A 23,182-nucleotide genomic window follows, 5' to 3' on the forward strand; every position below is an offset into this window, starting at 1 on the left:
CAAACAGGAGGAACAAAACATTATGGAACGTAGTTTATCAATGGAATTAGTACGTGTAACAGAGGCAGCAGCCGTTGCGGCAGCCCGTTGGATGGGACGCGGTTTAAAGAACGAAGCAGATGACGCGGCAACAGAAGCTATGCGTACGGTATTCGATACAATTCCTATGGAAGGCGTAGTCGTTATTGGTGAAGGTGAAATGGACGAAGCACCTATGCTGTATATCGGTGAAGAGCTTGGAACAGGCCACGGACCTGCTGTAGATATCGCTGTTGATCCAGTCGAAGGTACGAATATCGTAGCAGCAGGTGGATGGAACGCATTAGCAGTTCTTGCTGTTGCAGATAAAGGCAACTTGCTAAATGCACCGGATATGTACATGGACAAAATCGCAGTAGGACCTGAAGCGGTTGGTAAAATTGACATCGACGCAAGTGTTACAGATAACTTAAAGGCTGTAGCAAAAGCGAAAAATAAATCAGTATCTGACTTAGTAGCATCTGTCTTGAATCGTGAACGCCACGCAGCAATCATCGAAGAAATTCGTGAAGCGGGTGCACGTATTAAATTGATCGAAGATGGCGACGTAGCAGCTGCTATTAACACAGCGTTCGATGATACAGGTGTGGATATTTTATTCGGTAGAGGCGGTGCTCCTGAAGGGGTAATCGCAGCGGTCGGATTGAAATGTCTTGGCGGAGAAATCCAAGGGCGTCTCGTTCCTTCAAATGATGAAGAGAGAGAACGTTGCATCAAAATGGGCATCGACGTAGACAAAGTGCTAATGATGGACGATTTGGTAAAAGGAGACGACTGTATTTTCGCAGCAACTGGCGTAACAGACGGCGAATTGATGGATGGCGTACAGTTTAAAGGTTCGTACTGCCGAACTCAGTCGATCGTTATGCGCTCGAAATCAGGAACTATTCGTTTCGTAGAAGGTCGCCACAGCATGAAGAAAAAACCTCTTCTCGTAATGCAAGACTAACTCCCTCAATACCCGGCGTCACAGCCGGGTTTCTATTTCCTAAAACTATCTAGATCCATAATGTCCGGCTACTGAAGGAAAGGAAGTACACCATGTACTTTCCTTTCTATTTACTATGCCGAATTTCCCATACAATAAATGAAGAGTGGTGTACGCATAGATGACAATGATTACCCTTGCGGACCTTGAGAATATGACGCTTAAAGAGTTATACTCTCTTGCAAAGCAGTTTAAGATTACCAACTATAGCAAACTGACAAAGAAAGAATTGGTCTTCGCTATATTAAAATCCCGCGCCGAACAAGAAGGCTTTTTCTTCATGGAAGGCGTCCTCGAAATTATTCAATCTGAAGGATACGGATTCCTACGTCCTATTAATTACTCATCCAGTTCAGAAGATATCTACATCTCAGCATCCCAAATCCGTCGCTTTGATCTGCGTAACGGTGACAAAGTAACAGGTAAAGTCCGTCCGCCAAAAGAAAACGAACGTTTCTATGGTTTATTACAAGTGGAAGCGGTCAATGGGCAAAATCCGGAAGTCGCACGCGAACGCGTTCATTTCCCGGCATTGACACCTTTGTATCCGGATCGTCAAATTAATTTGGAAACGTCAAAGAGCAATGTTTCCACACGTATCATGGACCTCGTCTCGCCAGTCGGATTTGGTCAACGTGGATTAATCGTCGCTCCTCCGAAAGCTGGTAAAACGATGTTGCTGAAAGAAATTGCCAATTCGATTACAACAAATCATCCTGACGCGGAACTCATTGTACTACTGATCGACGAACGTCCAGAAGAAGTAACGGACATCGAACGTTCTGTTAAAGCAGATGTAGTCAGTTCCACATTCGATGAAGTACCTCAAAACCACGTCAAAGTGGCTGAACTCGTACTTGAGCGCGCGATGCGTCTCGTCGAAAGTAAACGCGACGTCATTATCTTAATGGACTCCATCACACGGTTGGCACGCGCATTCAACTTGGTCATCCCACCAAGCGGACGCACACTATCTGGAGGAATCGACCCAGCGGCTTTCCACCGACCAAAGAGATTCTTTGGCGCTGCACGTAACATCGAAGAAGGCGGAAGCTTAACCATCCTTGCCACAGCCCTAGTCGAAACCGGCTCGCGCATGGACGAAGTCATCTACGAAGAATTTAAAGGAACCGGCAACATGGAGCTACACCTAGACCGTAACCTAGCCGAACGCAGAATCTTCCCAGCACTCGATATCCGTCGCTCCGGCACACGAAAAGAAGAACTACTCATTCCGAAAGACAACTTGGAAAAATTGTGGGCCATTAGAAAAACATTTTCAGATTCCCACGACTTCACCGAACGCTTCATGAAAAAATTGAGCCAGTCCGAAAACAACGAAGAATTCTTCAACAAGCTTAACGAAGAAATGAAAGCAAAAAAAGGTAAGGGACTCATCTGATGTACTAAGATTGAAAGTTGACTTTCTGCTCTTAATCCAACATGAAAAAGTAATGTGTGTACTCATAAGGCAAGGTTGCAGCGAAAGTTGGGGGACGACTCCGGGAAGATTAGCTCAACGAGTGGTCCTCCGGAAAGCGTAACCCAGCTGTAGCGGAAACCCAACCCTTCGCCAAGTCCGCTTATCCATTAAATACCCAAATCAAACAGTTGCACAACGTATCGGATTTTGCTATACTAATCAAGTACAGTTTTCTGTACACCGCATATACGGCTGACAAACACGGGTCGTGTACGGCATCGATCGTTTTATTGGCAACTGGTCAATGAAACATCCATAATTTCACACTCTGTTCCAGATGGTTCAGGGCGAAAGGAGAGATATCGATGAAAGCAGGAATTCATCCCAATTACAAACTTGCAACAGTAACTTGCTCATGTGGCAATACATTTGAAACAGGTTCTGTAAAAGAAGATATTCGAGTGGAAGTATGCTCAGAATGTCACCCATTCTATACTGGCCGTCAGAAGTTTGCTACTGCAGATGGACGAGTTGACCGTTTCAACAAAAAATACGGCATCAAGTCAGAAGAACAAGAGTAATAAAAGCCAGATACCCGTCAGGTGCAGTCGTGCCAGACGGGTATTTTTATTAATTTATTGCGTAGTTGTGTGAAAAGCGCTCTATCTGTGTGTGTACTCGCTCATAGTTGCACGCAAAGCGCTCAATCTGCGTGTGAATCCGCTCATAGTTGCGCGAAAGGCGCTCTATCCGCGTGGCTATCCGCTCATAGTTGCGCGAAAAGCGCTCTAACTGTGTGGCTATCCGCTCATAGTTGCGCGAAAAGCGCTCAATCCGCGTGTGTACCCGCTCATAGTTGCACGCAAAGCGCTCTATCTGCGTGTGTACCCGCTCATAGTTGCACGCAAAGCGCTCAATCCGCGTGTGAATCCGCTCATAGTTGCACGCAAAGCGCTCAATCCGCGTGTGTACTCGCTCATAGTTGCACGCAAAGCGCTCAATTCGCGTGTGTACCCGCTCATAGTGGCACGCAAAGCGCTCAATCCGCGTGTGTACCCGCTCATAGTCGCACATTATTCGCTCTAATCACATCACCACATACATAAGCACGACATCGAAAGGAGATTGACCATGTACGTTTCAATGCAAGGCGGCTGGATGGAAGTCATCTGCGGCAGTATGTTTTCAGGTAAATCGGAGGAGCTCATTCGCCGCATTCGTCGCGCGGAATTTGCCAAACAAAAGATTGCGGTATTCAAACCGGCGATTGACGATCGGTATAGTGAGGAAGCTGTTGTCAGCCATGATGGCACGTCAACTATTGCCAATCCCATTTCCAAAGCGAGCGAAATACTGGACCTCGTATCAGATGATTTCGATGTGGTCGCCATTGATGAAGCTCAATTTTTCGACAAAGATATTATAGATGTCGCGATCGCACTTGCTGATCGCGGATTTCGCGTGATCATTGCAGGACTCGATCAAGACTTCAGAGGTGAACCGTTCGGGCCGATGCCGGAGTTAATGGCAGTGGCCGAACTGGTAACAAAACTTCAAGCGGTCTGTACCGTTTGTGGATCACCTTCAAGCCGAACGCAACGATTAATAGATGGACAACCTGCATGCCAAGATGATCCTATCATTCTTGTCGGTGCATCCGAAGCGTACGAACCACGTTGCCGTCAGCACCACCAAGTACCCGTCAGTCGTGCGCAGCATGCAAAATAAACATATATCCGTCTATCCTAAAGCAAGAAAGGATAGACGGTTCTGCTATATACTAGTATATAACCCATTATTTCAGAAGAGGTGAACCGACTATGTTCGATAGACTACAAGCAGTGGAAGACCGTTATGATCGACTCAATGAACTACTTAGTGACCCGGAAATTGTCAATGATCTAGATAAATTACGAAACTATTCAAAAGAACAATCTGATTTACAAGACACGGTCGAAGTATACCGTGAATACAAAAGTGTCTACACTCAATATAACCATGCGAAAGAAATGCAAGATGAGCCACTTGATGACGAAATGAAAGAATTAGTCAAAATGGAAATCGATGAACTCGAAGACCGTATCGAGTCGCTTGAAGAACAATTAAAAGTATTATTAATTCCCAAAGACCCGAATGACAATAAAAGTGTCATCATGGAAATCCGAGGCGCCGCAGGTGGAGACGAGGCGGCCTTATTTGCCAGTAGTTTATATCGTATGTATACACGCTACGCGGAAATGAATCATTGGAAAGTGGAAGTGATCGATTCATCACCAACTGAACTTGGCGGATTCAAAGAAATTATTTTCATGATCGATGGCAAAGGTGCTTATTCCAAGTTGAAGTACGAAAACGGAGCGCACCGCGTGCAACGTGTACCGGAAACGGAATCAGGTGGACGAACACATACGTCGACTGCTACCGTTGCGTGCTTGCCTGAAGCAGAGGAAGTAGAAATTGAGATTCATGACAAAGATATCCGTACCGATACATTCGCTTCATCGGGACCGGGCGGACAATCCGTCAACACGACCATGTCTGCAGTGCGCCTTACGCATTTGCCGACTGGGACGACGGTATCGATTCAAGACGAAAAATCCCAAATCAAAAATAAAGAAAAAGCGATGAAAGTCTTGCGTGCGCGTGTCTACGATAAGTTTATGCAAGAAGTGCAAGCGGAATACGATGAAAAACGGAAAACGGCCGTTGGATCAGGGGATCGTTCTGAGCGCATTCGCACATACAACTTCCCGCAAAATCGTGTGACTGACCACCGAATCGGTTTGACCATCCAAAAACTCGATCAGATTATAGAAGGGAAATTGGATGAAGTAATCGATGCATTGATTATAGAAGAACAAGCACATCGCTTGGAAAGTTTGGATCGCAATGACTGAGACAATGTATGAGTCTGTACAACGAGCGCAACAATTGCTTCAAGCGCGCGATATGGACACGCATGCTGCTGAACTGGCTATGCGTTCTGTCACGGGAATGAGTCGGGCTCATTATGTAGCCAGTTTCCGTGAACCTATTTCGCGTGAAACGTATGAACAATACTGGTCAATCATCACGGAATTATTGACTGGTAAACCCATTCAATATATTCTCGGTGAAGAGTCTTTTTACGGCTATTTATTCGAGGTCAATGAACACGTCTTGATTCCACGTCCTGAAACGGAAGAACTCGTCCACTATGCATTACAACGAGCGAATCAATTATTCGAGGACCGAGTTATACAAGTGGCGGATATTGGAACGGGGAGTGGAGCGATTGCTGTCGCGTTCAAAAAAGAACGACCGACTGCCAACGTAACCGCCACTGATTTCAGTGAAAAGGCGCTAGAAGTCGCAAAACGCAATGCAAAGCGCAATGAAGCGGATGTAACCTTTATGCAAGGAGATATGGAAGAACCGTTGAAATCGCAAAAATGGGATATCATCCTATCCAATCCACCGTACATCGCAGACCATGAAAAATCTGTTATGTCGCCAACTGTTTACGATTTCGAACCACAAACGGCATTGTTCGCTGAAGAAGACGGACTCTATTTTTATCGCAGACTAGCAGAGAATCTTTTGCCTTTGATGAATCGCCCTGCGCTCATTGGTTTCGAAATTGGCTATCAGCAAGGAGCTATCGTGCAAGGTTATTTGCAAAAATCCTTTCCGGAAGCGACTGTGGAAATCGTTCAGGATATCAATAAAAAAGATCGAATGATATTTTGTGAGATTCGATGAATAAAATCTCCTCCTGCGGGACAAGATAGAGTGCAGGAGGGGATGACATGTTACAAGATTATCCGATTAACCAACAACCGACTCATACTTCGAAACTATTGGCGTTTATAGAATTTGTACTTATATTACTTACTATTCAAGCGGTGTTACTTGTATTCGGTCAGCAGGCAGCTACAGGAGAAGCGACGCAATTTCGCGTTCTCGCAAACTCTAATACGGTAGCAGATCAACAAGTGAAACGAAATGTACAAGAGAAAATTGCACCATTACTTGAGCAGGCGATCAATCAATCTACGAACATGCAGCAAATCAATGATAAACTTCAAATATTAGAGCCGACGCTTCTTGAAATCGCAAAAGCAGAAGGGAACGGCGCGCACGTAACGCTCGAGCACAGTGCCGCAGTGATTCCACCAAAACGAGTAGGGTATTTTATTCAGCCTCAAGATATTTACGATGCATATGTCGTGAAAATCGGTGCGGGTCGTGGGGATAATTGGTGGTGTTCATTGTTTCCGAATGTTTGTTTCCCGGAAGAAGCTACAGTGAATGAAACAGAAGAAGAACCTGTTACATTCTTCATTTGGGAGTGGATAAAGTCACTGTTCGAATGAAACTATTCACATTTATTGTGGATAAGATCGATAAAATGTGTATAAAAAGGGGTTGAGCAAGTGGACACTATACAAAAAATAGTGGATAACCTAGTGGATAACGATAGAGTCTATGAACAGGCTGTGGATATCCTGAATTCTGGAGGGATAGTTGCCTTCCCGACTGAAACAGTTTACGGTTTAGGAGCCATTGCGACAAATGAGCAAGCAGTACAGCGGATTTTCGAAGCAAAAGGAAGACCTTCAGATAATCCGCTGATCGTACATATTGGGAAGCAGTCAGACGTTGAAAAATTCGCAACTGATATTCCCGAAATTGCAGGTATATTAATGAAAGCATTTTGGCCGGGGCCATTGACGTTGATTATGGAGAAAAAGCCTGGAGTCATTGCAGATGTCGTCACGGCGGGACTTAGTACAGTAGCCATCCGTATGCCTGACCACCCGATAGCATTGGCATTATTGCGCAAGCTGGATCAGCCGTTAGCAGCACCAAGTGCAAATCGTAGCGGAAAGCCAAGCCCTACGGAAGCAGATCATGTCTATCACGATTTAATCGGAAGAGTTCCGCTGATTTTGGATGGTGGAGAGACAGGGGTAGGCCTCGAATCGACCATTTTGGATATCACAGTTACACCGCCTGTCATTTTGCGTCCGGGTGGCATTACGAAAGAGCAGCTGGAAGAATTGATTGGCACCGTCCATATGGCGAAGCTACCTACAGATCAAACGTCAACACCGCGCGCGCCGGGGATGAAATATGCCCATTATGCACCTGAAGCACCGCTATTTATCATAGAGCCGAATGCAGATTCTATTGCGCATGCGTTAGAGACTATTCATCTACAAAATAAGCGAGTCGCGATCATTGGACCTGATGAGTTATACACAGAAAACGCGGATTGGTACTTTTCCACAGGTTCTATCAACAGTCGGGAAGCGATGGCATCGAGTCTCTACAAAGCGATTCGCCAATGCGATCACACGGAGGCAGATATAATCCTCGCAATTGAGACTGATCATTCGGGTATCGGTGCAGCGGTGATGAACCGTCTCGATAAAGCTTCAGACGGCAAGCGTTTCACTGAATAACATTTCACTAATGATGAATAGCTCCCTTTAGCACCCGCATAAGATAAGTAGATGCGAGACTTGCGAGGGGGCTACTTTTTTGATAGAAATCATAGCGGCTATCGTTACAACGATCGATATCCTAATCGTCTATACATTACTCCGATTGCGGCGAGGTCGATTGATGATCATGCTGTGGACTACTATACTGAATGTCTTGCTGCCACTTATCGGTTTCTACGCAGGGGAATGGGTGATGATCTATTTTGTAGGATGGGGTCATGCGCTCTCAAGTGTACTCTTGTCACTCATAGGTCTTCACATTTTACTCTCGGACAGTGAACAGCCATCAGTCGTTAATAAAATATCTCCATTTTTCTTGGCGCTGATCGTCAGTATAGATGCATTCGGAGTAAGTGTGACATTCGGTATGATGCAGCTGAACAAATGGCTGTTTGTTTTGGCGTCCGGCTTCTTTTCTGTTCTATTTTCGGGCATCGCTTTATTGTACACAGGCCGTTTGCGTATAATTAATGGTACATTTATTCGACGATTGGCAGGTATTATATTCATATGCATGGGTGTATTGTCCTTGTTTTTATAAAAAAAGTGTTTCTTTTTTCTCATAAATCCGTTATTCTGTAAAGTAGGTGAAGAAAATGAATATTTATTTTATTTGTACAGGCAACACATGTAGAAGTCCTTTGGCAGAAGCATTAGTCAATCACGCCAATGTGCCAGGTATTACGGCGAAATCAGCAGGTATCCATGCGATAGATGGCTTGCCGATTTCCAAGAACTCAGCACAGTTGTTGACGGAAGAAAAAATACCTTTCACTCCTTATTCTAATGAAGTTACGTCAGCTGATATGGAGTGGGCAGATATTGTTTTAACGATGACAGCAAACCATCGAGATATCCTACACAGTCGTTTTCCTGCAATGAAAGAAAAAGTGTTTACATTAAAAGAATACGCGGGGACAATGACGGATCTTGATGTACATGATCCATATGGTGGAGATTTGGAAACATACCGCACCACATTTTATGAGCTGACTAAACTCATTAACTCCGTCATCCGACAGCAAACGGAGGAGAACTTATGAATGAACCGAAAAAAGTAGGGCTACGGGCGAAACTCGTCTTATTTATTGTGATTCTGGCAGTCATCACATATACGACGAGTGCGGTATTCATTAACTGGGTCCAGCCAACATTCTTCCCGAATGTACGGCCATTCGTTTTTCAACTGCTTACATATGCGATGGGCATTATGTGGTCAGGTATTTTAGCGGCCATGTTCAGCACTATTTTGACCAAGCCATTGCAACGTTTGGAAACTGCTGCTATGAAAGTGGCGGATGGGAAAATTGGTACGGACATTCAACTGCCAAACTCATCGGATGAAATTCATTCCGTCTCCAAAGCTTTCCAGCAAGTGGTCGTCAATTTGCGCAACATTATCGAACAAATCGAATCCAACTTTCAAGCTACTGCTCAATCTGTCGATGAATTGACAAAGGAGACGAGCGCAGCGTCCGGCCAATCCGATGCCATTGCACGTACTATTGGAGAAATTTCCGATGGTGCAGAAAACACGTCGGAGTCGATTCGGGAAACAGTCAATGCGATTGAAGACATTCGTCAACTCGCGGTGGAAGTCAATCATCGAGCGGGACAATCATCCGAGCAATCTAAAGTGATGTTAAAGGAATTACACGCGACAACAGAAATCTTCCAATCGGTATTAGCGGGAATTCATCAAATGAGCAGCCAAAGCGAGCATTCATTGGAAACGATACAAGTACTAGATGAAAACGCACATAAAATCGGTGAAATCGTGGAACTTGTCGGCAACATCGCGGGGCAGACAAATCTTCTGGCGCTTAATGCTTCTATAGAGGCGGCGCGGGCAGGAGAGCATGGTAAAGGCTTCGCTGTCGTGGCGGAAGAAGTCCGTAATTTAGCGGATGAAAGTGCCAAGGCTGTCCAGATGATTTCTGGACTTGTTCAAACGATCCAATCAGACGTCAAACAAGTCGTAGCTGAAATGAAGCAACAAGTGGAAACGGCATCCACTGAGGCCAAACGTGCGACGAAAACAAATGGAAACGTTGAAACGATGACCGCCACCATTCAGACAATGGCACTTTATGTAGAAGAAATCAGCCAAATCGTCGGCGATCAAATGCAGACGATCGAGCATACGGCTAAACAGTCGATGGAAGTAGCAACGATTGCAGAACATACTTCCGCGGGAGCAGAAGAAGTTCGTGCGGCCACTGAAGAGCAGGTGGCGTCGATAGATCAAACCAAGAACAAGGCGTTGGAGCTGAAGGAGCAATCGGAAGAATTATATAAAGTGATCCGGAAGTTCGACCGAACGCCAATGTAATACGTAATGACGATTCTGAGGTGTTTCACGCTCTGGATCGTTTTTTATTTGTGGAGCTTCTTTCTTTAGAACCATAACCGGAATAAATACTACACAGTAGTGCAGGTCCCAAAGGTGAAACATTCTGAATCAAATGCCCAATCTTCATCTTGCAACGACGAAAAAACGACTTCTTATAGCTTAAACACGTACAATCATTTCGTTTTATTCATATAACATTCGTCTTTATGACAAAACTTCAACGTTTCAAAATGATAATTTCAAAAATAGTACAGTAAAACCGATGATTTTTTTATTGAACAATGATAGAATAAGCGATAAGTAAAAATAGAAATGAGGGTGCGCAGTGAAAGTTGCAATTTCTTCAGACCACGGAGGCAACAATCTCCGAAAAGAGATCACCAATCTATTAACCGAACTCGACATAGAATATATCGACTACGGACCGGATGCCGACACTTCCGTCGACTATCCAGACTATGCAGTACCAGTAGCGAATGACGTCGTAGCGGGGAAAGTAGACCGCGGAATCTTGATTTGTGGCACAGGAATCGGCATGTCCATTTCCGCCAATAAAATCAAAGGCATCCGTTGCGCGCTCGTTCATGATGTATTTAGCGCAAAAGCAACACGCGGACATAATGATTCCAACATGTTAGCAATGGGAGAACGCGTAATTGGACCAGGGCTAGCGCGAGAAATCGTTAGTACTTGGCTTGAGACAGAATTTGAAGGCGGCCGTCACGAGCGTCGTATAAATAAAATGATGGAGCTTGAAAAGAACTAAAGAAAGCAGGTGGAACATGTGGATGCCATTCAATTATGGAAACTGCAGCTAGAACAAGCATTGACCGAATTTGCCGAACAAGCACCACCTGCCGAGGAGACGATTTTCGTTATCGGCTGTTCTACTTCTGAAGTAGCAGGTGCACGCATCGGTACGAATGGTGCCCTGGAAATAGGAGAAGCCTTATTCGCGCCGCTTCAAGCGTTTGCGGATAAACACCATGTACATTTAGCTTTCCAAGGCTGTGAGCACATCAACCGTGCCATTACATTGGAACGCAAGACGGCGCAGCAATTTCATTTGGAACCTGTATCCGTCGTACCCGTTTTTAAAGCGGGTGGCTCGATGTCTACCTATGCGTACAAACAATTCAGCGATCCTGTCGTAGTGGAATCAGTGCAAGCGAATGCCGGCATCGACATCGGACAAACGTTAATTGGCATGCAAATGAAGCCAGTTGTCGTACCGATCCGTACGTCGATTAATAAAATCGGTGAAGCTGTCATCACACTTGCGACAACTCGTCCAAAATTAATTGGCGGAAGTCGTGCGAAATACGAATAAACCGTGTACAATACAAGAAAATATAAAACTATCAGAATAAAAGGGGATACTATCCAATGGACTTAAGCAATGTACAACACAATGATGCAGCAGTTTATGAAGCAATCATGGCTGAAAAGAACCGTCAAAACTCGAACATCGAATTAATCGCATCTGAAAACTTCGTAACGGAAGCAGTAATGGAAGCACAAGGATCATACTTGACGAATAAATATGCTGAAGGATATCCAGGCAAGCGTTACTACGGCGGATGTGAGCACGTAGACGTAGTCGAAAACATCGCACGCGATCGCGTAAAAGAAATTTTTGGCGCGGCATATGCAAACGTACAGCCACACTCCGGTGCTCAAGCAAACATGGCAGTTTACTTCACAGCACTTGAGCCGGGCGACACAGTTCTTGGGATGAACCTTTCTCACGGCGGCCACTTAACACACGGTTCACCAGTTAACTTCTCCGGAAAGCTTTATAATTTCGTAGATTACGGTGTAACAAAAGAAGAAGAAGTGATCGACTATGAAGACGTTCGTCAAAAAGCGCTTGAGCACAAGCCGAAAATGATCGTTGCGGGTGCAAGTGCATATCCACGCGCAATCGACTTCGCGAAATTCCGTGAAATTGCGGATGAAGTCGGCGCATATTTGATGGTAGATATGGCGCACATCGCGGGTCTAGTCGCAGTAGGTGAGCATCAAAACCCAGTACCACACGCGCACTTCGTGACCTCTACAACGCATAAAACATTGCGTGGACCACGTGGCGGGATCATTCTATTGAATGAAGAAACAGCTGAAGAATTTGGCAAGAAAATCGACAAAACAGTATTCCCGGGCGTTCAAGGTGGTCCTTTGATGCACGTAATTGCTGCAAAAGCGGTAGCGTTCAAAGAAGTATTGGATCCTTCATTCAAAGAATATGCACAACAAGTAAAGAAAAACGCTGTAGCATTGGCTGAAAAACTACAATCAGAAGGTATCGACGTCGTTTCTGGCGGCACAGACAACCACATTGTACTTGTAAAGCTAAAATCACTTGAACTAACAGGTAAAGTAGCAGAGCACGTACTGGACGAAATCGGTATCACAGTAAATAAAAACACAGTACCATTCGATACAGAAGGACCATTCATCACTTCTGGTATCCGCATCGGTACACCGGCTGTTACTACTCGTGGTTTCGTAGAAGAAGATATGGTGGAAGTGGGACGTATCATCGCAACATTATTGAAAAACCACGAAGACCCGTCAGCAAAAGACGAAGCACGCAAAGCCGTTACAGCTCTAACAGATCAGCATCCTCTATATAAGTAAGAAAACTAGCGCCTTGACCTTGTGTCGGGCGCTTTTTTATGTGGTGGGCGAGTGTGTATGAGCGGAAGTTTGGTGTTATAGAGCGGTTAAGTGGGAAGATAGAGCGGTTTGACCAGCTGATAGAGCGCTTAAGCATGAAGATAGAGCGGATCAGCCGGCCAATAGAGCGCTTAAGCGTGGGGATAGAGCGGCCCGCCCAGCTTATAGAGCGCTCTAGCGTGAGGATAGAGCGGATTCGCCGGCCAATAGAGCGATTAAGCGTGAAGATAGAGCGGCCCAGCCAGCTAATAGAGCGCTCAAGCATGAAGATAGAGCGAATCCACCAACCAATAGAGCGCTCCCAAAAGAAATATGATTCTTCACAAGATTAAATGTCCACCCTGCTTTATTTTCATTATGACAAATCACACAAGTTCACTGCGCCTGCCGCTTGATTTCTGTTATAATGTACAAGATATTCCGAAAAGGAGCGATACCAATGGGAAAAGTACATGTATTTGATCATCCATTAATTCAGCACAAATTGACGTTTATACGAAAGGCCGATACAGGAACGAAAGAATTCCGCGAGCTTGTGAACGAATTAGCCACACTTATGGCTTTCGAAATCACACGTGATCTTCCGACGCAAGAAATCACGATCCAGACACCTGTCTGCGAAGCTAAATCTCGTATCTTGGCAGGAAAGAAATTAGGGATTGTTCCGATTTTACGTGCGGGAATCGGCATGGTAGACGGGATTATCGATTTAATTCCGGCTGCAAAAGTAGGACATGTTGGATTATTCCGCGACCCAGAAACTCTAAAGCCTGTTGAATACTTTGTAAAATTGCCTTCTGACGTGGCTGAGCGCGAATTCATCGTAGTGGATCCGATGCTTGCGACAGGGGGAACTGCAGTTGAAGCCATCAATTCAATGAAAAAGCGTGGCGCGGTTAACATTAAATTTATGTGTTTAGTTGCAGCTCCTGAAGGCGTCGAAGTTCTGACGAAAGCACATCCTGATGTGGACGTGTATATCGCGGCGCTAGACGAAAAGTTGGACGAACACGGCTATATCGTCCCTGGACTAGGTGACGCGGGTGACCGTTTATTCGGCACGAAATAATGGAGGGATCATTCATTGACTAAGAAATGGAAAGTGATGACGATTTTCGGTACGAGACCGGAAGCTATCAAAATGGCGCCGCTTGTTCTTGAATTGGAAAAGCACCCGGATGAAATCGAATCCATCGTCACAGTCACTGCCCAGCATCGTCAAATGCTGGACCAGGTGCTGGAAACATTTAAAATCACACCAGACTATGATTTGAATATCATGAAAGAACGCCAAACGCTCATCGATGTGGCAACACGTGGCCTAGAAGGTTTGGACAAAGTAATGAAAGAAGCGCAACCGGATATCGTGCTCGTCCACGGTGATACATCGACGACATTTATCGGCAGTCTCGCTGCGTTCTATAATCAAATTTCAGTAGGTCACGTTGAAGCGGGGTTGCGTACATGGAATAAATATTCGCCATACCCTGAAGAAATGAACCGTCAATTGACAGGCGTGATTGCCGATCTACATTTCTCACCGACTGAGAAATCAGCACAAAATCTGATCGATGAAGGTAAAAACAAAGATCGCATCTACGTCACAGGCAACACGGCAATTGACGCATTGCAAACGACGGTAGATCCGGATTATCATCACCCGATTTTTGATCAGCTGGGAGACGACCGGTTAGTGCTATTGACTGCACATCGCCGTGAAAACCTCGGTGAACCCATGCGCAATATGTTCCGTGCAATCAATCGCTTGCTCGACAAACACGATGACATCCAAGTGATCTATCCAGTACACATGAATCCGGCTGTTCGTGAAGTGGCGGATGAATTGTTAGGCGACAACGACCGCATTCATCTAATCGAGCCGCTAGAAGTACTCGACTTTCACAACTTCGCAGCGCGTTCGCACATCATCCTCACAGACTCAGGCGGCATCCAAGAAGAAGCACCATCGCTTGGAAAACCTGTTATTGTTCTGCGAGACACAACCGAACGCCCAGAAGGTATCGATGCAGGAACATTGCGCCTGGCGGGAACAGAAGAAGAAAACATCTTCCAACTTTCCGACGCGCTGCTATCCGACGATGCGGAGTACGAAAAAATGTCCAAGGCTCATAACCCATACGGTGATGGCCATGCATCTGCACGAATAGTAGAGTCGCTACTCAAATATTTATCTTCATTATAAGAACCGAAACAGCAGAGAATTCTCATCTGCTGTTTTTTTGTCCGCCAATAAAAGTGGCTAAGACAAGAGAGGGGAGGGGCTTGTAGTTCGGGATGAAGCTCCAGCTGGCGTATGTTTAAAACCTATTTACTAAGTGGTTGAAATTACATCACTCACCGACAATAGTATTTGAACTATAGTTATTTTGTGAATTCAGCTCACCCCAACACTCTGCCGACCTCCCATAGCAATAAACCACTGTACTCTAGAACATTTCATTCTGAAAACACTAACAATATTTCACTCTAAAAAAACGATGAAATAACCATATATAACCAGAAAACAAATATGTCGAATGTTTGACAATGAGAACACATTGTGAATTTATTCACCTGAATCAATTGACATAAAAAACCCTCTATTGTATGCTAACAAAGGGTAAGATTGATAAGGAACTCATACATAAATTGAGTACAGAAATCATGTTTCGTAGGTTTCAAGTCTTCACTCGGAAGCGCTACATCCTAACTCTTTGTCGACGTCGCACATAGCAACGTCACCTGGTGGACGGAAAAGGCGATTCACTTACAATTTCCAGATTTCTTCACAAGGAATCTATGTCGTTGAAAAAGATCAAAACGACAAAGACTCACTGCTCGACACAAGTCGGGAATTACTGAACACTTCAGACGCTGTAATCCAAAATACGAATTGGGAGAATAAACAATGCAAAGTATGCAGGAAATTTTCAAACAGCAGAAGAAGAGTTTCTTTTTTTTGCTTGCATTGTTCGTGCTCGGTTGGTTCTTCTTGGACTACCGGACTATCTTCGCTGGGCTCATCTTAGGTTCACTTTTCGGTATGTATAACTTTTGGATTCTCGTTCGACGGATGGAACGGTTTGACCGGTCTATCGATGAAGGGAAGCGAGCGAAGTCATTAGGTATGGGCTTACGTTTTGCATCAGGTGTAGGGGCTACGGCCATTGCACTCGTTATGCCGGAGGAGTTTGATCTGATCAGCACGGTAATCGGGTTAATGATACCCTATGCATTGCTGTTTACTGGTCATCTGCTGTTCCATTTAAAGCAATGACACTTTACTAGCAAGGGGAGGTGAACAAAAACGTGAATCATGAAAATCCACAGTTTATTTTATTCGGAATCGGGTTTAACCCATCGAATATACTGATGTTATTTGTAACGTGTCTGATTGTCTTCCTGATTGCAGTTGCATCTACACGGCGGCTTCAGATGAAACCTACGGGTATGCAGAACTTCATGGAGTGGGTCATGGACTTTGTCAAAGGCATCATCAAAAATAACATGGACTGGAAAACGGGAGGCCGCTTCCACGTACTAGGCATCACTTTGATCATGTTTGTCTTTGTTGCAAATATGATTGGACTTCCATTCGCAATCGTATGGGATCACCAACTCTGGTGGAAATCACCGACAGCCGATCCAGTTATCACGTTAACCCTCGCTGCTACAGTTGTTGCGTTAACGCATTACTATGGTGTGAAACAGCTCGGAATGGGCAAGTATTTGAAAACGTACTTCCAGCCAATTCCATTCTTGGCACCATTGAAGGTCATTGAGGAATTCGCAAATACGTTGACACTCGGTCTTCGTCTTTACGGTAACATTTTCGCAGGTGAAATCTTGATTGGTTTACTTGCAACATTGGGTGCTTCAAGCATCTTCGGTCTTGCCGGAGCTGTTATACCAGCACTTGCATGGCTCGGTTTCTCGGTATTCATCGGGGCGATCCAAGCATTTATCTTCGTTATGTTAACGATGGTCTATATGGCTCACAAGGTCAGCACAGATCACTAAACATATATTTACCCTGTAACCAGGGAACAAAACTACAAAGAATATTAGGAGGAAATACAAAATGGCAGGTATGGGTTTATTAGCAGCAGCTATTGCAGTTGGTCTAGGTGCACTTGGTGCAGGTATCGGTAACGGTTTAATCGTTTCTAAGACAGTTGAAGGGATCGCTCGTCAACCAGAAGCACGTGGCGTTCTACAAACAACAATGTTCATTGGTGTTGCATTGGTTGAGGCACTTCCAATCATCGCAACAGTTATTGCGTTTATCGTAATGAACAAATAATATTTGTGTTATATGGCGAAGCATGCAGTCTAGGTCTTCGCCATTGCTTTATGTCAACAACTAAACAATTGATAGATCTGAATGAATAGAGTGTTCCAATTAGAGTAAGAAACGAAAGAGTCATGAGCTCTTGAAGGGAGTGAAACAATCGTGTTGGATACCTTCGTCCTCTTATCAGCAAACGCTGACGCAGGATTTTTAGCTAGTTTAAACCAACGTCTAAATTTAGGCGACATTATCGTCACTGTAGTATTTTTCACGATTCTCATGGTACTTCTAAAGAAGTTTGCATGGGGTCCGTTAATGGGCGTGATGGATCAACGGGCGCAATTAATCGCTACTGAGATCGAACAAGCCGAAGCAAGTCGTCAAGAATCTGCAAAGCTTCTTGAAGAGCAACGTGTTCTGTTAAAAGAAGCACGCGAAAGCGCACAATCTATCGTAGAGAGTGCGAAGAAACAAGGTGAAGCTCAACGTGAAGAGCTAATTATGGCTGCACGCGCTGAAGCAAACCGTATGAAAGAATCTGCAACTCTCGAAATCGTTACCGAAAAAGAGAAAGCCGTTGCAGCAGTTCGCGAAGAATTCGTATCTCTTTCTATCTTGGCTGCGTCTAAGGTTCTTGGGAAAGAAATTTCTGAGGAAGATAACCGTGCATTGATCGAAGAAACGATTGTGAAGGCAGGCGAAGGGCGATGAGCCAATCGGTAATCGCAAAACGTTATGCCGTTGCATTATTCGAAGCAGCACAGGAAAAGCAACAAACGCTTTCCGTGCAAACTGATTTAAAACAATTGCAAAAAGTATTCGCTGAAGAAAAGCAATTTGACGAGTTATTAATTTCGCCAAAGTTTTCTATTCAGAAGAAGAAAGAATTGATTGGACAGCTTTTCAATGGAGCAAACCAACTTGTATTGAACACACTATATGTGTTGATCGATGCAGGCCGTATTGAAGAAATAGGCAATCTAATCGAAGACTTCCAGGAACTCGCTAACGAGGCTTCCGGAGTTGCCGAAGCGAAAGTCTACTCTACACGTTTGCTTTCAGATGAAGAAAGCACAGCTATCTCTACTGCCTTTGCACACAAAGTAGGAAAACAATCATTGCATATCGAGAACATTATTGATCCAAGCTTGATCGGTGGCATCCGCCTTCAGATCGGCAACCAAATTTACGACAGTAGTGTCAGTGCAAAGCTGGCGCGTCTGGAACGTCAATTAATCAATTAATTTGAATTAAGAGGGGTGACATACATGGGCATCAAAGCTGAGGAAATTAGCGGTCTGATCAAACAACAGATCGAAAATTATCAGTCTGAAATGGAAGTAAGTGAAACAGGTACTGTAATCCGTGTAGGTGACGGTATCGCACTTGCTCATGGCCTCGACAATGTCATGGCGGGGGAACTTCTTGAGTTCTCTACCGGCGTAATGGGTCTGGCACAAAACTTGGAAGCGAACAACGTAGGTATCGTTATCCTTGGGCCATACACAGACATTAAAGAAGGCGATGAAGTTCGTCGTACAGGCCGTATTATGGAAGTACCAGTCGGAGAAGAATTGATCGGACGTGTAGTCAATTCACTTGGACAACCAGTTGATGGACTAGGTCCAATCAATACAACAAAAACTCGTCCTATCGAAAGCCCTGCACAAGGGGTTATGGCGCGTAAATCAGTTCACGAACCATTGCAAACAGGAATCAAAGCGATTGACGCTCTAGTTCCAATCGGCCGTGGACAACGTGAATTAATCATCGGTGACCGTCAAACAGGTAAAACTACTGTTGCAATTGACGCTATCCTAAACCAAGCTGACCAAGACATGATCTGTATCTATGTTGCAATTGGTCAAAAAGAATCTACTGTTCGTGGAGTTGTTGAAACTCTACGCAGAAACGGTGCACTCGATTACACAATCGTAGTTACTGCATCTGCATCAAGCCCGTCGCCAATGCTTTTCTTGGCACCATACACAGGCATTTCGATGGCAGAAGAATTCATGTTCGCAGGCAAGCACGTGCTAATCGTTTATGATGATCTATCTAAACAAGCAGCAGCTTACCGTGAACTGTCCTTGCTACTTCGTCGTCCTCCAGGTCGTGAAGCATATCCAGGGGATGTCTTCTACCTACACAGCCGCCTACTTGAGCGTGCTGCGAAGTTGAATGACGAACTAGGAGCAGGATCTATTACAGCATTGCCGTTCGTTGAGACACAAGCAGGAGATATCTCTGCTTATATCCCAACAAACGTAATTTCTATTACAGACGGACAAATCTTCTTGCAGTCTGACCTATTCTTCTCAGGTGTACGTCCAGCGATCAACGCCGGTCTTTCCGTATCCCGTGTTGGTGGATCAGCGCAAATTAAAGCAATGAAGAAAGTTGCCGGTACACTTCGTTTGGACTTGGCAGCATTCCGTGAACTAGAAGCATTCTCACAATTCGGTTCGGATCTTGACCCTACTACGAGAGCGAAACTGGACCGCGGTCACCGCACAGTTGAAATCTTGAAGCAGGACTTGAACAAGCCGTTGAAAGTCGAATACCAAGTAATCAGTCTATATGCACTGACACGCGGTTACCTCGACGATATTCCAGTAAAAGACGTATTGCGTTTTGAAAGTGAAATCACTAGCTGGTTAGAATCCAACCATACGGAAGTGTATGACCACATTCGTACAACGAAAGATCTTCCAGCTGATGACGTAATGAGCGCAGCGTTCAACGAATTCAAGAAAAACTTTGTGACTTCTGAAGCATAACTTTTCATTGAATGGATCTAAAAATAAAGGTGGTGAATAGCCAGTGGCGTCCTTACGCGAGATAGAAAGCCGTATTGCTTCAACAAAAAAGACGAGTCAAATCACGAGAGCGATGCAAATGGTATCTGCTTCCAAACTGAACCGTGCCGAAGTGAATGCGAAGAAATTCGTACCTTACATGGATAAAGTAGAAGAAGTAGTTGGTGCCATTGCAGCCGTAACGAAAGATTCCGGACATCCTCTATTAACTGCACGTCCCGTAAAGAAGTCTGCGTACATCGTAGTCACTTCTGACCGTGGACTAGTTGGTGGATATAACTCGCACATTTTCCGTGCAGTTACCCGTGCAATCGAACAACGCCATAAATCGAAAGATGAAGTGGTCATTATCGCGATCGGTCGTAAAGGCTATGAATTCTTCGACCGTCTGGGTTACCAGATTGAAGAAAGCCTGATCGGACTTTCGGATCACCCTCGTTTTGAAGAAGTAAAAGATATCGCGAATCGGGCTGTTGGCATGTTCACAGAAGGCGTTTATGATGAAGTGTACTTGTATTACAACCACTTCATCTCCGCCATCTCCAACGAAGCAACTGAACGTAAATTGCTTCCACTCACAGATATTTCATCTGTATCTGCTTCATCATCTTATGAGTTCGAGCCTTCAGCAGAAGCGATTCTCGAAACACTTCTCCCACAATACACGGAGAGCCTCATTTATGGAGCGGTACTCGATGGAAAAGCGAGCGAACATGCTTCCAGTATGACAGCGATGAAGACGGCGACAGACAATGCGTCTGACCTAATCGATTCGTTAACATTACAATTTAACCGCGCTCGTCAAGCAGCGATCACTCAGGAAATCACTGAAATCGTAGCCGGCGTAGCAGCACTCGAATAATAGATTTGAAACAGTAAGACAGGAGGGAAAAGCATGAGTAATGGACATATTCTTCAAGTTATGGGTCCGGTTGTCGACGTAAAGTTTGAAAACGGACAACTTCCAGCGATCTATAACGCATTGAAGGTTAATATCGATCGTTCCAACGGAGTGGTTGAAGTATTGACTTTAGAAGTAGCACTTCACCTTGGTGATGATGCAGTTCGTACGATTGCGATGTCCTCGACAGATGGTCTGAAACGCGGTACGTCAGTTATTAATACAGGCGCACCAATTTCTGTTCCAGTCGGCGACGTTACACTCGGACGTGTATTTAACGTACTAGGTGAGGAAATTGACCTGCGTGAGCCAGTTCCTGCTGATTCACAACGTGACCCGATTCACCGTTCTGCACCAACATTTGAATTCCTTTCTACAGAGGTAGAAATTCTTGAAACTGGAATTAAAGTAGTTGACTTGCTTGCACCATACATCAAGGGTGGTAAAATCGGACTCTTCGGTGGTGCGGGAGTTGGTAAAACAGTTCTAATTCAGGAATTAATCAACAACATCGCACAAGAACACGGTGGTATTTCCGTATTCGCAGGTGTTGGAGAACGTACTCGTGAAGGAAATGACTTGTACTTTGAAATGACAGATTCAGGCGTTATCAAGAAAACGGCAATGGTATTCGGTCAAATGAACGAGCCACCAGGCGCACGTATGCGTGTGGCACTTTCTGGCTTGACTATGGCTGAGTATTTCCGTGATGAGCAAGGACAAGACGTTCTATTGTTCATCGATAACATCTTCCGCTTTACACAAGCAGGTTCTGAAGTTTCTGCACTACTTGGACGTATGCCTTCTGCGGTTGGTTACCAGCCAACATTGGCAACTGAAATGGGTCAGTTACAAGAACGAATCACTTCTACAAATAAAGGATCAGTTACATCGATCCAAGCAATCTACGTACCAGCGGATGACTATACGGATCCAGCTCCGGCAACAACTTTCGCTCACTTAGATGCAACAACGAACTTGGAGCGTAAACTTTCAGAGATGGGTATCTACCCAGCTGTGGATCCACTAGCTTCTTCTTCACGTGCATTGAGTGCAGAAATCGTTGGACCGGAACACTACCGTGTAGCGCGTGAAGTACAAACAACTCTTCAACGATACCGTGAATTGCAAGATATCATCGCAATCTTAGGTATGGACGAGTTAGACGAAGATGACAAGCAGATCGTTGATCGCGCTCGTCGTATTCAGTTCTTCTTGTCACAAAACTTCCACGTTGCTGAGCAGTTTACAGGACAAAAAGGTTCTTACGTTCCAGTTCCTGAAACAATCAAAGGCTTTGCTGAAATTCTAGAAGGTAAGTATGACCACTTACCGGAAGATGCTTTCCGTTTAGTTGGACGTATCGAAGAAGTTATCGCAAAAGCAAAAGCTATGGGTGTAGAAGTCTAAGAAAAGGGACCAGGAGGGAAAAAAATGAGTAAAATCAAAGTGAATATCGTCACTCCCGACGGCCCTGTTGTTGAAATGGATGCGAACATGGTGATTGCAGTTACCGAAGCTGGTGAGATCGGGGTTCTACCCGGTCACATCGCGATGGTCGCGCCGCTTCAAATTGGTGCACTTCGCCTAAAAACAGATGGCAAAACAGAAACAGTCGCAGTCCACGGAGGCTTCATCGAGGTCCGTCCTGAAGTTGTCACTGTATTGGCACAGAGTGCGGAACTGGCTGAGTCCATTGATATCGCACGTGCAAAGAAAGCTGCTGAAAAAGCTGAACAAGATCTTCAGAAAAAAACTGACGCCCTTTCTCAAAACTTAGCAGAGCTTGATTTAAAACGTGCAATTAACCGCATGCAAGTGTATGAACAACGTATTTAATCTATAAATGAAATGGGCGGACAGACAATCTCTGTCTGCCCATTTTCTCTATATTCTAGAAAAAGGAGTGGAAACGATGGACAGCATGTTAGGCAGCAATCCATTACTCGCGATCGTATCGCATATATTCTTCATCGGCATCAGCTTCGTTGCACTACAAGCAATCTTGCCAGAAAACATCATACGAAAAAACCGCGTATTCCAAACACAACTTTTGTTTATTTTGCTAAGTATTGCTATTGGTTCCACTGTATCAAAATTCTTTTTAGACATATCCTATTGGTCAGGAAGATGGGCAACATGGTTTTGATTTCCTTCAGCTGAAGCTCTACCAGTTCGACTAGCGGAAATCAGAACTCTA

Annotated in this window: 26 protein-coding genes; all 26 read left to right on the forward strand. The window is 44.7% G+C overall.

Annotated elements, in window-relative coordinates:
- Positions 1-22: 22 nt before the first annotated feature.
- The 26 genes from glpX (at position 23) to CSV70_RS00500 (ending at position 23,131) form a co-directional block, all read left to right on the forward strand.
- The gene (glpX, locus tag CSV70_RS00370) at positions 23-988 is read left to right on the forward strand and encodes a class II fructose-bisphosphatase (protein ID WP_085132695.1); all 966 of its coding nucleotides are present in this window, start codon (positions 23-25) and stop codon (positions 986-988) included.
- 160 nt (positions 989-1,148) lie between these two features.
- Entirely contained in the window at positions 1,149-2,429 is a 1,281-nt protein-coding gene (gene rho, locus CSV70_RS00375; RefSeq protein ID WP_085132696.1) for a transcription termination factor Rho, read from the forward strand.
- A 386-nt stretch (positions 2,430-2,815) separates the two neighbouring features.
- Positions 2,816-3,031 (forward strand): 50S ribosomal protein L31, encoded by a 216-nt coding sequence (gene rpmE, locus CSV70_RS00380; protein WP_085132697.1) that lies wholly within the window; start codon positions 2,816-2,818, stop codon positions 3,029-3,031.
- Between the two features lie 550 nt (positions 3,032-3,581).
- Positions 3,582-4,178, forward strand: coding sequence for a thymidine kinase (locus CSV70_RS00385; protein ID WP_085132698.1), 597 nt, complete (start codon positions 3,582-3,584; stop codon positions 4,176-4,178).
- Positions 4,179-4,270: 92 nt separating this feature from the next.
- Complete coding sequence (gene prfA, locus CSV70_RS00390) at positions 4,271-5,347, forward strand: peptide chain release factor 1 (protein WP_085132699.1); 1,077 nt, start codon at positions 4,271-4,273, stop codon at positions 5,345-5,347.
- The gene (gene prmC, locus CSV70_RS00395; RefSeq protein ID WP_099660805.1) at positions 5,340-6,191 is read left to right on the forward strand and encodes a peptide chain release factor N(5)-glutamine methyltransferase; all 852 of its coding nucleotides are present in this window, start codon (positions 5,340-5,342) and stop codon (positions 6,189-6,191) included. The genes prfA and prmC overlap by 8 nt, the downstream gene beginning before the upstream one ends.
- 47 nt (positions 6,192-6,238) lie before the next feature.
- Positions 6,239-6,805, forward strand: a complete 567-nt coding sequence (locus CSV70_RS00400) for a stage II sporulation protein R (RefSeq protein WP_099660806.1) — start codon at positions 6,239-6,241, stop codon at positions 6,803-6,805.
- Positions 6,806-6,865: 60 nt separating this feature from the next.
- On the forward strand, positions 6,866-7,897 hold the full coding sequence (locus CSV70_RS00405; RefSeq protein ID WP_099660807.1) for an L-threonylcarbamoyladenylate synthase: 1,032 nt from the start codon (positions 6,866-6,868) through the stop codon (positions 7,895-7,897).
- A 79-nt stretch (positions 7,898-7,976) separates the two neighbouring features.
- Positions 7,977-8,480 (forward strand): manganese efflux pump, encoded by a 504-nt coding sequence (locus CSV70_RS00410; protein WP_085132703.1) that lies wholly within the window; start codon positions 7,977-7,979, stop codon positions 8,478-8,480.
- A gap of 55 nt (positions 8,481-8,535) precedes the next feature.
- Complete coding sequence (locus tag CSV70_RS00415; RefSeq protein WP_085132704.1) at positions 8,536-8,982, forward strand: low molecular weight protein arginine phosphatase; 447 nt, start codon at positions 8,536-8,538, stop codon at positions 8,980-8,982.
- Entirely contained in the window at positions 8,979-10,271 is a 1,293-nt protein-coding gene (locus tag CSV70_RS00420) for a methyl-accepting chemotaxis protein (RefSeq protein WP_099660808.1), read from the forward strand. The genes CSV70_RS00415 and CSV70_RS00420 overlap by 4 nt, the downstream gene beginning before the upstream one ends.
- 346 nt (positions 10,272-10,617) lie before the next feature.
- Positions 10,618-11,058, forward strand: coding sequence for a ribose 5-phosphate isomerase B (rpiB, locus tag CSV70_RS00425; RefSeq protein ID WP_085132706.1), 441 nt, complete (start codon positions 10,618-10,620; stop codon positions 11,056-11,058).
- 18 nt (positions 11,059-11,076) lie between these two features.
- Complete coding sequence (locus tag CSV70_RS00430) at positions 11,077-11,622, forward strand: TIGR01440 family protein (RefSeq protein ID WP_199093104.1); 546 nt, start codon at positions 11,077-11,079, stop codon at positions 11,620-11,622.
- 56 nt (positions 11,623-11,678) lie between these two features.
- Positions 11,679-12,932: a serine hydroxymethyltransferase gene (glyA, locus tag CSV70_RS00435; RefSeq protein ID WP_085132708.1), complete on the forward strand. Its 1,254-nt coding sequence runs from the start codon at positions 11,679-11,681 to the stop codon at positions 12,930-12,932.
- Positions 12,933-13,410: 478 nt separating this feature from the next.
- Positions 13,411-14,040: a uracil phosphoribosyltransferase gene (gene upp / locus CSV70_RS00445; RefSeq protein ID WP_085132710.1), complete on the forward strand. Its 630-nt coding sequence runs from the start codon at positions 13,411-13,413 to the stop codon at positions 14,038-14,040.
- Between the two features lie 15 nt (positions 14,041-14,055).
- A complete protein-coding gene (gene wecB, locus CSV70_RS00450) occupies positions 14,056-15,174 on the forward strand; it encodes a non-hydrolyzing UDP-N-acetylglucosamine 2-epimerase (RefSeq protein ID WP_085132711.1) in 1,119 nt (372 codons plus the stop codon).
- 705 nt (positions 15,175-15,879) lie between these two features.
- A complete protein-coding gene (locus CSV70_RS00455) occupies positions 15,880-16,248 on the forward strand; it encodes an ATP synthase subunit I (protein WP_099627792.1) in 369 nt (122 codons plus the stop codon).
- 32 nt (positions 16,249-16,280) lie between these two features.
- Positions 16,281-16,991 carry a F0F1 ATP synthase subunit A gene (gene atpB / locus CSV70_RS00460; RefSeq protein WP_085132713.1) on the forward strand — a complete coding sequence of 237 codons (711 nt, stop codon included), beginning with the start codon at positions 16,281-16,283 and terminating at the stop codon, positions 16,989-16,991.
- A gap of 70 nt (positions 16,992-17,061) precedes the next feature.
- On the forward strand, positions 17,062-17,274 hold the full coding sequence (atpE, locus tag CSV70_RS00465; RefSeq protein ID WP_029053447.1) for a F0F1 ATP synthase subunit C: 213 nt from the start codon (positions 17,062-17,064) through the stop codon (positions 17,272-17,274).
- Positions 17,275-17,421: 147 nt separating this feature from the next.
- Positions 17,422-17,973: a F0F1 ATP synthase subunit B gene (gene atpF / locus CSV70_RS00470; RefSeq protein WP_369802596.1), complete on the forward strand. Its 552-nt coding sequence runs from the start codon at positions 17,422-17,424 to the stop codon at positions 17,971-17,973.
- Positions 17,970-18,506 (forward strand): F0F1 ATP synthase subunit delta, encoded by a 537-nt coding sequence (locus tag CSV70_RS00475; RefSeq protein WP_085132714.1) that lies wholly within the window; start codon positions 17,970-17,972, stop codon positions 18,504-18,506. The genes atpF and CSV70_RS00475 overlap by 4 nt, the downstream gene beginning before the upstream one ends.
- Positions 18,507-18,530: 24 nt before the next feature.
- Complete coding sequence (gene atpA / locus CSV70_RS00480) at positions 18,531-20,042, forward strand: F0F1 ATP synthase subunit alpha (protein WP_099627793.1); 1,512 nt, start codon at positions 18,531-18,533, stop codon at positions 20,040-20,042.
- A 43-nt stretch (positions 20,043-20,085) separates the two neighbouring features.
- Positions 20,086-20,943 (forward strand): ATP synthase F1 subunit gamma, encoded by an 858-nt coding sequence (atpG, locus tag CSV70_RS00485; protein ID WP_085132716.1) that lies wholly within the window; start codon positions 20,086-20,088, stop codon positions 20,941-20,943.
- A gap of 33 nt (positions 20,944-20,976) precedes the next feature.
- The gene (atpD, locus tag CSV70_RS00490) at positions 20,977-22,392 is read left to right on the forward strand and encodes a F0F1 ATP synthase subunit beta (RefSeq protein WP_085132717.1); all 1,416 of its coding nucleotides are present in this window, start codon (positions 20,977-20,979) and stop codon (positions 22,390-22,392) included.
- A 24-nt stretch (positions 22,393-22,416) separates the two neighbouring features.
- Positions 22,417-22,821: a F0F1 ATP synthase subunit epsilon gene (locus CSV70_RS00495; protein WP_099628226.1), complete on the forward strand. Its 405-nt coding sequence runs from the start codon at positions 22,417-22,419 to the stop codon at positions 22,819-22,821.
- A gap of 76 nt (positions 22,822-22,897) precedes the next feature.
- A complete protein-coding gene (locus tag CSV70_RS00500) occupies positions 22,898-23,131 on the forward strand; it encodes a DUF1146 family protein (protein WP_198166009.1) in 234 nt (77 codons plus the stop codon).
- The last annotated feature ends 51 nt before the right edge of the window (positions 23,132-23,182 follow it).

This window comes from Sporosarcina sp. P25 (assembly GCF_002743235.1).
In the GTDB taxonomy this organism is placed as follows: domain Bacteria; phylum Bacillota; class Bacilli; order Bacillales_A; family Planococcaceae; genus Sporosarcina; species Sporosarcina ureae_B.

Excerpts from the sequence above, each read along its gene's own strand:
- glpX (WP_085132695.1), top strand. The coding sequence starts at position 23 with ATGGAACGTAGTTTATCAATGGAATTAGTACGTGTAACAGAGGCAGCA.
- rho (WP_085132696.1), top strand. The coding sequence starts at position 1,149 with ATGACAATGATTACCCTTGCGGACCTTGAGAATATGACGCTTAAAGAG.
- rpmE (WP_085132697.1), top strand. The coding sequence starts at position 2,816 with ATGAAAGCAGGAATTCATCCCAATTACAAACTTGCAACAGTAACTTGC.
- CSV70_RS00385 (WP_085132698.1), top strand. The coding sequence starts at position 3,582 with ATGTACGTTTCAATGCAAGGCGGCTGGATGGAAGTCATCTGCGGCAGT.
- prfA (WP_085132699.1), top strand. The coding sequence starts at position 4,271 with ATGTTCGATAGACTACAAGCAGTGGAAGACCGTTATGATCGACTCAAT.
- prmC (WP_099660805.1), top strand. The coding sequence starts at position 5,340 with ATGACTGAGACAATGTATGAGTCTGTACAACGAGCGCAACAATTGCTT.
- CSV70_RS00400 (WP_099660806.1), top strand. The coding sequence starts at position 6,239 with ATGTTACAAGATTATCCGATTAACCAACAACCGACTCATACTTCGAAA.
- CSV70_RS00415 (WP_085132704.1), top strand. The coding sequence starts at position 8,536 with ATGAATATTTATTTTATTTGTACAGGCAACACATGTAGAAGTCCTTTG.
- CSV70_RS00420 (WP_099660808.1), top strand. The coding sequence starts at position 8,979 with ATGAATGAACCGAAAAAAGTAGGGCTACGGGCGAAACTCGTCTTATTT.
- glyA (WP_085132708.1), top strand. The coding sequence starts at position 11,679 with ATGGACTTAAGCAATGTACAACACAATGATGCAGCAGTTTATGAAGCA.
- upp (WP_085132710.1), top strand. The coding sequence starts at position 13,411 with ATGGGAAAAGTACATGTATTTGATCATCCATTAATTCAGCACAAATTG.
- CSV70_RS00455 (WP_099627792.1), top strand. The coding sequence starts at position 15,880 with ATGCAAAGTATGCAGGAAATTTTCAAACAGCAGAAGAAGAGTTTCTTT.
- atpE (WP_029053447.1), top strand. The coding sequence starts at position 17,062 with ATGGGTTTATTAGCAGCAGCTATTGCAGTTGGTCTAGGTGCACTTGGT.
- CSV70_RS00475 (WP_085132714.1), top strand. The coding sequence starts at position 17,970 with ATGAGCCAATCGGTAATCGCAAAACGTTATGCCGTTGCATTATTCGAA.
- atpA (WP_099627793.1), top strand. The coding sequence starts at position 18,531 with ATGGGCATCAAAGCTGAGGAAATTAGCGGTCTGATCAAACAACAGATC.
- atpD (WP_085132717.1), top strand. The coding sequence starts at position 20,977 with ATGAGTAATGGACATATTCTTCAAGTTATGGGTCCGGTTGTCGACGTA.
- CSV70_RS00495 (WP_099628226.1), top strand. The coding sequence starts at position 22,417 with ATGAGTAAAATCAAAGTGAATATCGTCACTCCCGACGGCCCTGTTGTT.
- CSV70_RS00500 (WP_198166009.1), top strand. The coding sequence starts at position 22,898 with ATGGACAGCATGTTAGGCAGCAATCCATTACTCGCGATCGTATCGCAT.